The sequence below is a fragment of the Embleya sp. NPDC008237 genome (genome assembly GCF_042956465.1).
Classification (GTDB): Bacteria; Actinomycetota; Actinomycetes; order Streptomycetales; family Streptomycetaceae; genus Embleya.
Genome location: NZ_JBIBGL010000005.1, coordinates 653,538 through 662,248, shown reverse-complemented (window position 1 = coordinate 662,248; position 8,711 = coordinate 653,538). Strand labels below are relative to the sequence as shown.

10 protein-coding genes are annotated in these 8,711 nt (G+C 72.1%); 4 read left to right on the top strand and 6 right to left on the bottom strand.

Annotated elements, in window-relative coordinates; translation table 11 throughout:
- A partial coding sequence (gene fxsT / locus ACFZBU_RS16620) for an FxSxx-COOH system tetratricopeptide repeat protein (protein ID WP_391584279.1) occupies positions 1-1,745 on the bottom strand: 1,745 nt, incomplete at its 3' end.
- 110 nt (positions 1,746-1,855) lie between these two features.
- On the bottom strand, positions 1,856-2,227 hold the full coding sequence (locus ACFZBU_RS16615; RefSeq protein WP_391584278.1) for a hypothetical protein: 372 nt from the start codon (positions 2,225-2,227) through the stop codon (positions 1,856-1,858).
- Positions 2,228-2,385: 158 nt separating this feature from the next.
- Here ACFZBU_RS16615 and ACFZBU_RS16610 point away from each other — a divergent pair, with 158 nt between their 5' ends.
- Both ACFZBU_RS16610 and ACFZBU_RS16605 read left to right on the top strand, forming a co-directional pair.
- On the top strand, positions 2,386-2,880 hold the full coding sequence (locus ACFZBU_RS16610; protein ID WP_391584277.1) for a metallophosphoesterase family protein: 495 nt from the start codon (positions 2,386-2,388) through the stop codon (positions 2,878-2,880).
- Positions 2,855-3,928: a helix-turn-helix domain-containing protein gene (locus tag ACFZBU_RS16605; protein ID WP_391584276.1), complete on the top strand. Its 1,074-nt coding sequence runs from the start codon at positions 2,855-2,857 to the stop codon at positions 3,926-3,928. The genes ACFZBU_RS16610 and ACFZBU_RS16605 overlap by 26 nt, the downstream gene beginning before the upstream one ends.
- A 381-nt stretch (positions 3,929-4,309) precedes the next feature.
- On the opposite strand, the gene ACFZBU_RS16600 is transcribed toward ACFZBU_RS16605, so the two are convergent.
- Entirely contained in the window at positions 4,310-4,672 is a 363-nt protein-coding gene (locus ACFZBU_RS16600; protein ID WP_391584275.1) for a winged helix-turn-helix transcriptional regulator, read from the bottom strand.
- Positions 4,673-4,840: 168 nt separating this feature from the next.
- Between ACFZBU_RS16600 and ACFZBU_RS16595 the strand changes: the two genes are divergently transcribed.
- Positions 4,841-5,392, top strand: a complete 552-nt coding sequence (locus ACFZBU_RS16595; protein WP_391584274.1) for a carboxymuconolactone decarboxylase family protein — start codon at positions 4,841-4,843, stop codon at positions 5,390-5,392.
- Between the two features lie 92 nt (positions 5,393-5,484).
- On the opposite strand, the gene ACFZBU_RS16590 is transcribed toward ACFZBU_RS16595, so the two are convergent.
- Positions 5,485-6,285: an alpha/beta fold hydrolase gene (locus ACFZBU_RS16590; protein ID WP_391584273.1), complete on the bottom strand. Its 801-nt coding sequence runs from the start codon at positions 6,283-6,285 to the stop codon at positions 5,485-5,487.
- Between the two features lie 103 nt (positions 6,286-6,388).
- On the opposite strand from ACFZBU_RS16590, the gene ACFZBU_RS16585 reads away from it, so the two are divergent.
- On the top strand, positions 6,389-7,003 hold the full coding sequence (locus tag ACFZBU_RS16585) for a TetR/AcrR family transcriptional regulator (RefSeq protein ID WP_391584272.1): 615 nt from the start codon (positions 6,389-6,391) through the stop codon (positions 7,001-7,003).
- 102 nt (positions 7,004-7,105) lie between these two features.
- On the opposite strand, the gene ACFZBU_RS16580 is transcribed toward ACFZBU_RS16585, so the two are convergent.
- Both ACFZBU_RS16580 and ACFZBU_RS16575 read right to left on the bottom strand, forming a co-directional pair.
- Positions 7,106-7,534, bottom strand: coding sequence for a DUF3291 domain-containing protein (locus ACFZBU_RS16580; RefSeq protein WP_391584271.1), 429 nt, complete (start codon positions 7,532-7,534; stop codon positions 7,106-7,108).
- Between the two features lie 78 nt (positions 7,535-7,612).
- A complete protein-coding gene (locus ACFZBU_RS16575; protein ID WP_391584360.1) occupies positions 7,613-8,584 on the bottom strand; it encodes a DUF5937 family protein in 972 nt (323 codons plus the stop codon).
- Positions 8,585-8,711: the final 127 nt, after the last annotated feature.

The following is an 8,711-nucleotide window of genomic DNA, read 5'->3' as shown; positions in this document are numbered from 1 at the left end:
CGGTACGCGCCCGCGAGGTTGTTGCGGGAGGCCAGCGTGTGGGGGTGGTCGGTGCCCAGCACCCGCACCCGGTCGCGCAAGGTCTGTTCGTACAGGGAGATGGCGCGGCCCAGGTCACCCGCCGCCCGGTACGCGTAAGCGAGGTTGTTGCGGAAGGCCAGCGTGTGGGGGTGGTCGGTGCCCAGCACCCGCACCGTGTCGTCCACGGTCTGCTCGAACAGTGGGATCGCGCGGCCGAGTTCACCCGCTGCCCGGTACGCGCCCGCGAGGTTGTTGCGGGAGGCCAGCGTGTGGGGGTGGTCGGTGCCCAGCACCCGCACCCGGTCGCGCAAGGTCTGTTCGTACAGCGGGATGGCGCGGCCCAGGTCACCCGCCGACTGGTACGCGCCCGCGAGGTCGTTGCGGAAAACCAGCGTGTTCGGGTGGTGGGCGCCCAGCACCCGTACGCACGTGGCCAGGGCTCGTTTCCAGGCTTCGGTGGCGGGGCCCAGTGCGCCTTGATCGTGTTGGTGGGCGGCGCCGAGAGCGAGGGCGCGCGCGGTGTCGACTGTGTCCTGGTCGGGGGTGTGGTGGCGGGTGAGAGCGTCGAGATGGGGCAGGAGTGCCCTGCACCGGGGCCGGTTGGAGGGCTGGGTGACATCGGCGGGGAACGTGTCCGCGAGGAGGGCGGTGGCCTGATCGCGGGCGTGGTCGATGGCGGCGGAGCGGCGGTGGGGGTCCGCCGGGTCCGGGGTGCGGCCGAGGCTTTGGACGAGGCGGTGCACGGTGAGGGTGTCGTCGTGGTTGTCGGTGATCATGTTGTGGGCGCGGAGTCGGCCGATCGCGTCCGCGAGTGCGGGGGGTTCGGCGAGGTCGTCGAGGAGGTCGCGGGGGATGTGTTCGGGGGCGTACCAGGCCAGGATCCGCAGGAGGTCCCCGGCAAGGGGGGTGTGGGCGATGCGGTCCAGGGTGACGCGCCAGATCCGGGCGATGGTGCGTTCCGAGTCGCCGCCCTCGGCGGTGGCGGCGAACATCGTGGCGGGCCACCGGGCGAGCATGTCCAGATAGGCGCGCGGGCCGGTGCCGGTCTCGGCGCAGTACGCGGCGGCCTGTTCCACGGCCAGGGCCAGGTACCCGAGTTCCTCGCACAGCGCGTCGGCGCCGTCCGTGTCGTGCCCGTCGGTGCGTTCGACGATGTCGGTGAACAGCTTCACGGCGTCGGTCGGGTCGAGCACGCCCAGGGCGATCGTGGTGGCGTGGTGGTGCCAACCGGTCGCGCGGCGGGTGGTGACCAGGACCCGCCCGCCCGGCACCCGCTCCAGCAACGGGCCGATGTCGGCGGGAGCCTCCACGTTGTCCAGCACCACAAGCCACCCGTCGCGGCCGGCGAGCCAGGCGATGGCGCGTTCGGTCTGCAACTCGGCGGGCAACCCCGCCAGTCCCGGCTGCAAAGCGCGCCCCAGCGCCGCGACCCCGGCGTCGACCGCGTCGGGGGTGTCGGCGGTGATCCACCACCGCACCGCCTCGCCTCGATTCGCGGCCCAGCGCGCGGCCAACGCGGACTTGCCGACCCCGCCCAGCCCGTGCACGGCGTGGACCACGACCTCACCCGTCCCGGCGAACGCCACTTCCAGCTCCTCGAGTTCATCGCCGCGGCCGACGAACCCCTCTGTCTTGGGGATGTTCGACACGCCCCGTGCTGCGGCGTCATCCGGGATCGGCGCGTACGCCTCGACGGGCAGCGCGTACTCGGCATGGATGGCCACCGGGTTGACGAGGTCCCGCCCTGCGGCGTTGGACCCCGCCGTCGCCGAGACGCTCGGCGCCGCCGCAGGGGCGCCGGCCTCGACGGACCGCTTTCGGCGGCGTCCCCACCTCACGGGCCGCGCTGCGCGGTCGGATCGTTCATGTCCCGGCCCGCCGCGTTCGACCCCTCCGATGCAAAGACGCCCGGCCCCGGAGCGGGAGGTGGCCCGGAACTCGGACCGGTGCCACGGGCCTGGGGATTGTGCATGTCCCGGCCCGTCGCGTTCGATCCACCCGACGCGGAGACGGTCGTCGGTGCCGAGCGGAACAACGCCGCCACCGACACCCCGGTCGCCGCGACACCCGCCACCGCCCCCACCACGCTGCCCGCCGCGGCCGCCGTATCGAGATCGGCGACGACGAGCAACACGACCAACCCCACCGCCGCCGCCACACCGACAACCGCCAGAACCACCAGACACGCCTTCCGCCAACCCGTCATGGCCCCATGCTCACCCCGGGGACATGATCAAGTCCCGCGAACCGCCAACCGCCACGCGGCGGACGCAGGGCCGACCCCGAGCCCCCGCCTGCCGACGCGACCGGTCACACCGGCCCTGTTCCTGCCCCGAGGGGTGGTTCGGCTCGTACGGTGGATGGATGCGCATTCTGCTGACGTCCGACACGCATCTGCCCCGGCGGGCCAAGGTGCTTCCCGAGCGGTTGCTCGCCGAGTTGTCGGCGGTCGACGTGGTGATCCACGCGGGCGATTGGGTCGACGCCGCCGCGCTGGATCTGTTCGAGGCCCGGTCGCGGCGGTTGGTCGGCGTGTACGGCAACAACGACGGGCCCGATTTACGGAGCCGGTTGCCGGAGGTGGCCCGAGTCGAATTGGGCGGGGTGCGGTTCGCCGTCGTGCACGAGACGGGTCCGGCGGAAGGCCGCGAACGGCGGTGCGCCGCGCGGTATCCCGATGCGGACGTGCTGGTGTTCGGGCACAGCCACATCCCGTGGGACACCGTCGCCGACTCCGGCCTGCGCCTGCTCAACCCCGGCTCCCCGACCGATCGACGCAGCCAACCGCACCACACGTACATGACCCTGACCGCCGACGCGGGCGAGATCACCGATGTGGCCCTGCATGACCTGGATTGATGCTCCGCGGCCGATGCCCTGCCCGCGCCAGCGTGGATGCAGTTCGCGAGTGGACCAACAGATGGTGGGGACCATGACGGCAACACTCGGCGAGAACGTCAGGAGTTGCCGGCGCCGCGCCGGGTACAGCCAGGAGCAACTGGCCGAGGCGGCCGGGTTGTCGCTGGGGACGATCCGCAAGGTCGAGCAGGGTGGCACGCTGCGGATGGAGTCGCTGCACACGATCGCCCGCGCCTTGGGCCTGCAAACGTCGACGCTGTTGGCAGCCGACGCGCCCGAACCCGTGCGTTCGGACGATCCCAACCGGCTTCATCTGATCGAGCTCCGGAAGGCGCTGACGCCTCCGGTGGGTCTGAGTGCGCGTCCGCCCGAGCCGGGGGAGGAGCCGAGTATCCCGGCACTTCGTCGGGCCGTGTTGGACGGGGCGAGGTTGTATCACGCCGACCGCTATCAAAGCGTCGCGTTGCTTCTGCCCGGTCTGCTGCGGGACACCGATCGAGCCGTCGAGTACCACTCCGATGGCGAGGATCACGCGAGTGCGCTGGTCACGCGTTCGGAGGCATACCAGGTCGTCGGGCGCTTCCTGACCCAGACGCGGCACTACGACCTGGCCTATCAGGCTCTGGCGAGTGCGATTGCGGATGCGCGTGCCGCCGGGGACACACTGAGCGCGGCTTCCGGTGTCGTCGGGTTGTGCTGGCTGCTGCTTCGTCAGGGGCGGCTCGACGACACGGAGACGCCGGCGATGACGACGGCCGAGGCGATCGAACCGAGGATGTCCACAGCCACGCGGGAACAGCTGGCCGCGTGGGGGTGGTTGGCACTTCGCGGAGCAGCGGGCGCGGTGCGCAACAACCGTCCGCCGCCTGATCGTCACCGAACTCGCGACCAATGCCGTGCGGCATTCCGGCTCGGCCGAGTTCGCCGTCGAGGCGTTCGTGGTCGAGAGCGTTCCCGACCTGGTACGGCCGAGCGTGATCTTGGTGCGGGTGTCCGATCTCGGCGACATCGGGCGGGAGTACGACTACATCAACCATCCGGCCGGTGAGCGGACCGCGTTGTGTCCTCGTTCGCCGGGAGCCGAGGCCGATTCGGAGCGCGGCCTGTTGCTGGTCGACCGTATCGGGTCTGCCTGGGAAGTGGCCTTCTGCTCCCGGGAGAAGCGGGCGCGATTCCGGTGTGAGGGCTGGATGAACCGGGCGTGCTCCGGGCACGGGTTCTCGGTGGACCACACGACGGTGACCGCCCTGGTGTACATCGAACGCACGGCGTCCGGTGACTGGGTGCGTCGGTCCGGTGGATCGGCGCGACGGTCGGAGGGGTCCGCCGCCGAGCCGACGCAAACGGGCCGAGCAGCCCGAACGGTCCCAGCCGCCCAAGCGGTTCGGCCGGTTCGCGCGGAGGTGACGCGGGTCGGTGGCGGGTGGGTTCAGTCTCGTTCCAGTTCCTTGGCCCATGTGGTCGACCAGGTCAGGAGGGGATCCAGGGCCTCGACGAGGTGTGTGCCGAGGGGTGTGAGTTCGTAGTCGCCGCTCTGGTTGCGGGTGGCGATTCGGGCGTCGACCAGGTCGCGCAGGCGGGTGTCGAGGACGCTGGAGGACATGTCGTCGCAGCGGCGTTGCAGGGCGCGGAAGCCGGCCGGCTCGCGGCTGAGTTCCCAGATCAGGCGCAGGATCCAGCGTCGGCCGAGCAGGTCGAGTGCGGCCATCGACGCGCGGCCGGTGGTCGAGCCCCGGACCGGGCCGCCCGGCAGGGGAGTGCCGTGCTCGTCGCCGGTGTCGTCGTCGCCCATGGGTGCGCCACCTTCCTCGTGTGCTTGCGCTCGTGCGCTTCGCTACCGCGCCGCGCTCGTGCGCCTCGCTCCTGCGCCCGCTCTTGTGCTTCTGTTTCGGAAGCAGCATAGTGCTTCTGAAAGCGAAGCAGCTTGAGGGGCCGTGTCGGCCAGTGCAGGAGTGCGTCCATGTCGCGGATCACACCGTTGTCGCCGCCCTATGCCGCCGAGACCGAGGCGGCGCTGGCCCGTTGGATGGGGCCGGCCCGCGAGCGCGAGCCGCTCGCGTTGTTCCGGGTGCTGGAGCATCACCCCGAACTCGCGTCGCGCATGCGCGTGGTGGGCTCCGGGCTGCTGGTGCACGGCACGCTGCCGGCCGTCGAACGGGAGACGGTGGTGCAGCGGGTGTGCGCCCGGGCCGGTTGCTCGTACGAATGGGGCGTGCACGCCGAGGTGTTCGGCGAGCAGGTCGGCCTGACCCCGCGTCAGCTCCGGGCCACCGTGCACGACGACGCGGGCGCGTGGAGCGAGCGGCAGGCAATCCTGGTGCGGGTGGTCGACGAACTGCACGACGGCGCCGACCTCGCCGACGCGACGTGGGCCGAGCTGCGGGCACGGTTCGCCGACGCCGAGATCGTGGAGATCCTGGTCCTGGCGGGGTGGTACCGCACGATCGCCTACGTGGCCAACGCGTTGCGCCTGCCGGAGGAGGAGTGGGCCGCGCCGTATCCGGACGCATGAGCGCCCCCGCGATCGGCGACGTCGTCACGGTGACGCCTTCGGCGCCGGCCGTCGGGACGGCCGCCCGCTGGTCGGCCGTCCCGCGGCGACCCTCAGTGGCCGGACTCGACCTCGGCCAGGAAGCCGGTGATCGCGGCCTCCCATTCCGCCGGCCGTTCGGCGAACGGCAGGTGGCCCGCGTCCAGTTCGACCACGCGCGCGGTGCGCAGCCCGGCTGCGAGGGCGTGGTGGTGGTTCGGCTCGACCAGGCGGTCGCCCGTGGTGGACACGACCAGGACCGGGACGTCGACGGCGGCCAGGTCGGCGCGGACATCCACGCGCTCGATCAGTTCGGTGTGCTCGGGCGTACCGGGCGGCGGGGTGTCCGCGCTCGTCCGGAGCGCATCGGCCAGGTCGTCGGCGGAGAGGGCGGCCAGGGCGGCCGGGCTCAGCGCGAGCGGGGTCACGAACGCGGCGAACGTCGCGCGGTCGCCGGACTCGTACAGCCCGCGCCACACCCGCGCGACCAGCCGCAGACGGTGGTCGGCGTGGGCGAACGGCGCGGTGAGGACCAGTGCGGTCACCCGCTCCGGATGCCGGGTCGCGGCGCGGACGGCGACCGCGCCGCCCAGCGAATAGCCGGAGACCGCGAACGTCTCCAGGCCCTCGGCGACGCCGGCCGCGACCAATTGGTCGGCGAGATCGTCCAGTTCCAGTGCCGCGGTGGCGCGCGGGGTGTCGCCGGCGCCGGGGAGGTCGACGCCGACCACGGTGTGGCCGGCTGCCAGGCCGGTGAGGATCGGGCCGTAGTTGGCGGATATGCCGCCGCCGGCGCCGTGGGCGAGAAGCAGCCCGGGACCCGAGCCGAGGACGGTGCGGGCGTAGGTGGGCGTGGGCAGGGTGGCGGTGGACATGCGGGCTCCCGGAGGCGTGCTCGAATGGTTGTTTAGCGCTCGCTACAGATCTCACCGTAACAGAGTTCGGCGGATTTCATAGCGAGCGCTATACAATGGCTTCATGTCCGGTACCCCAGGCCGCCCGCGCGGCTTCGACCGCGAGGCCGCGCTGGACCGCGCGGTCCTCGAGTTCTGGCAACACGGCTACGAGGCGACCTCGGTGGCCTCGCTGACCGCCGCGATGGGGATCAAGCCGCCCAGCCTGTACGCGGCCTTCGGCGACAAACGCAAACTCTTCAGCGAGGCCGTCCGGCGCTACGGGGTCACCTACGGCGCGGTCGCCGGCGACGTGATCGCCGCGGCGCCGGACGCGCGACAGGCGATGGAGCGCGTGCTGCACGCGCTGGCCGAGGCGTACACCGAGCCCGGTCACCCGCCGGGCTGCATGGTGATCACCGCGGCGGTCAACTGCACGTCGGCGGCCGAGGAGGTCAAGGCCGAACTGCGCGCGATCCGGGAGGCGTCCAAGGCGGTGATGCGCGCGCGGATCGCCGCCGACACGGCCGCCGGCCGGTTGCCCGCGGACACCGACGCCGACGGCCTCGCCACCTACTACGCGGCGGTGGTCCAGGGCATGTCCACCCAGGCCGTCGACGGCGTCGACCGCGCGACTTTGGAACGAGTCGCCGCGCTCGCGATGCGTTGCTGGCCGGACGGCGCGGCGGCGGCGGTGTAGCCGGCCCCGGCTGCCCGTCCGCCGAGATCGTGGTGGGCGCCCGGGTGGGCCGAGGCGCGGGCGGCGTCGAGCACGGACGCCCAGGACCGGGAGGCGCGGTGCTCAGGAGGCTGTGTCGCCGTCCCTCTCGGTCGCGTTCCGGCGCTCCTGGTCGGCCAGGTGCTCCCGGGCGTCCGGCCAGGTGATCGGCAGGTTCTCGGCCGGGACCTCCCAGAAGGTGAAGGTCGACGTGCGCATGGTCGGGCGCAGGGTCCCCATGATGCCGCGGTGTGGTTCGGTCCGCACGAAGGTGTCCAGCGCCTCGCGGCTCTCCCACGCGGACAGCGTGTGGAAGACCCGTTTCAGCGGCTGGGCGATCAGCGAGGCGCCCACGGCTCCCGGCGCGGACTTCACCTGCCGCCAGGCGGCGAGCGACTTGAGGAAGAACTTCGGTACGTCCTTGGCGGATCGAACCTCGAACCGGGAGGCCATCACGAGCACCCGAGTGCCGGGGGTGACCGGATTCGGGGTGGTCCAGGGGAGCGTGGGCATGCCGGGGCTCGCTTTCGGGAAGTCGATCATGAGAACGACGGGCAGGGGCGAGAGCGTATGCGCTCCTTCGTGTCCCGGCTAGGCCGAATGCGCTGCGGTCAGGAGGGTTTCCGCCGCGCGGGTGCGGGCGTACAGCACCTCGCGGCCGACGCGGTGGGCGGCGACCAGGCCCGCCGAGCGCAGTGCGGACAGGTGTTGGGAGACGCCGCCGGGGGTGAGGCCGGTGCGGCGGGCCAGGTCCGTGGTCGAGGCGGGTGTGGCGAGTTCGGCCAGGAGGGTCGCTCGGGAGCGGCCCAGGACGCCGGCGAGCGCGTCGGGTGCGGCGGTTCGGGCCGGCGCCCACAGGGTGCCGATGCCGCGTGGGGGATAGCGCAGGGTGGGTTGCCAGCGCCCGTCCAACACCGAGAACACCCGTGGCCATACGAACGCCGAGGGCACCAGCAGCAGTCCGCGGCCATCCAGGGTGCGTCGACCGCGGGCGAAACGGTTTCGTAGCCGGAGCGTGCCCGCGTCCCACGCCACCTGCGGATCCAGGTCGTTGAACAGGCTGCGGGCGCCACCCTCGACCAACCGCCGGGCGCGGAAGAGGATGTCGCCCTCCAGGAAGGTCAGGATCCGCGGCCAGTACGGCGCGAGCGCCAACTCCCAGTACACCTCGATCGCTTCGGCCAGCCGGCCCAACTCGCGCTCCGGGTCGGCGCGCAGCGCGGCGATCCGCTCCGGCGCGACCTCCGAACTGGTGCGCAGCAGTTCGAGCGGCGTGGCGCGCAGCGTGGCCAACTCGACGTCCAGCGAGGTCAACGGGGTGGTCGGCGGTGGGCACAGGAAGCCCGCGAGGGCCCGGGTCGGCACCGGGATCAGCTCGGTGAGCGGCGTCAGGTCCACCTTCGCGGCGGCCAGGCGCGAGCGGACCCGATCCGTCCAGGTGTGGTGGACGCCCTGTTCGTCGGCGCCCTTGAGGATCCGCACGCTCGCGATCACCTCCCACAGCGGGGAGATCACGAAGCGGGTGCGGGCCACGTCCTCCGGGGTGAATTCGATCTCGATCATCACACCTGCGCCGATCCGACCTTCGAGTTCGATACGACCCATGGGCCGGGGCGGCCACGAGTCCGGAACGAACTCGGAGTTCCGGGCGAACTCGATCATTCAGTCCAGGCTAAATCATTGGGTGCCG

Excerpts from the sequence above, each read along its gene's own strand:
- ACFZBU_RS16575 (WP_391584360.1), bottom strand. The coding sequence starts at position 8,584 with ATGATCGAGATCGAATTCACCCCGGAGGACGTGGCCCGCACCCGCTTC.
- ACFZBU_RS16600 (WP_391584275.1), bottom strand. The coding sequence starts at position 4,672 with ATGGGCGACGACGACACCGGCGACGAGCACGGCACTCCCCTGCCGGGC.
- ACFZBU_RS16580 (WP_391584271.1), bottom strand. The coding sequence starts at position 7,534 with ATGCCCACGCTCCCCTGGACCACCCCGAATCCGGTCACCCCCGGCACT.
- ACFZBU_RS16595 (WP_391584274.1), top strand. The coding sequence starts at position 4,841 with ATGTCGCGGATCACACCGTTGTCGCCGCCCTATGCCGCCGAGACCGAG.
- ACFZBU_RS16590 (WP_391584273.1), bottom strand. The coding sequence starts at position 6,285 with ATGTCCACCGCCACCCTGCCCACGCCCACCTACGCCCGCACCGTCCTC.
- ACFZBU_RS16585 (WP_391584272.1), top strand. The coding sequence starts at position 6,389 with ATGTCCGGTACCCCAGGCCGCCCGCGCGGCTTCGACCGCGAGGCCGCG.
- ACFZBU_RS16615 (WP_391584278.1), bottom strand. The coding sequence starts at position 2,227 with ATGACGGGTTGGCGGAAGGCGTGTCTGGTGGTTCTGGCGGTTGTCGGT.
- ACFZBU_RS16610 (WP_391584277.1), top strand. The coding sequence starts at position 2,386 with ATGCGCATTCTGCTGACGTCCGACACGCATCTGCCCCGGCGGGCCAAG.
- ACFZBU_RS16605 (WP_391584276.1), top strand. The coding sequence starts at position 2,855 with ATGTGGCCCTGCATGACCTGGATTGATGCTCCGCGGCCGATGCCCTGC.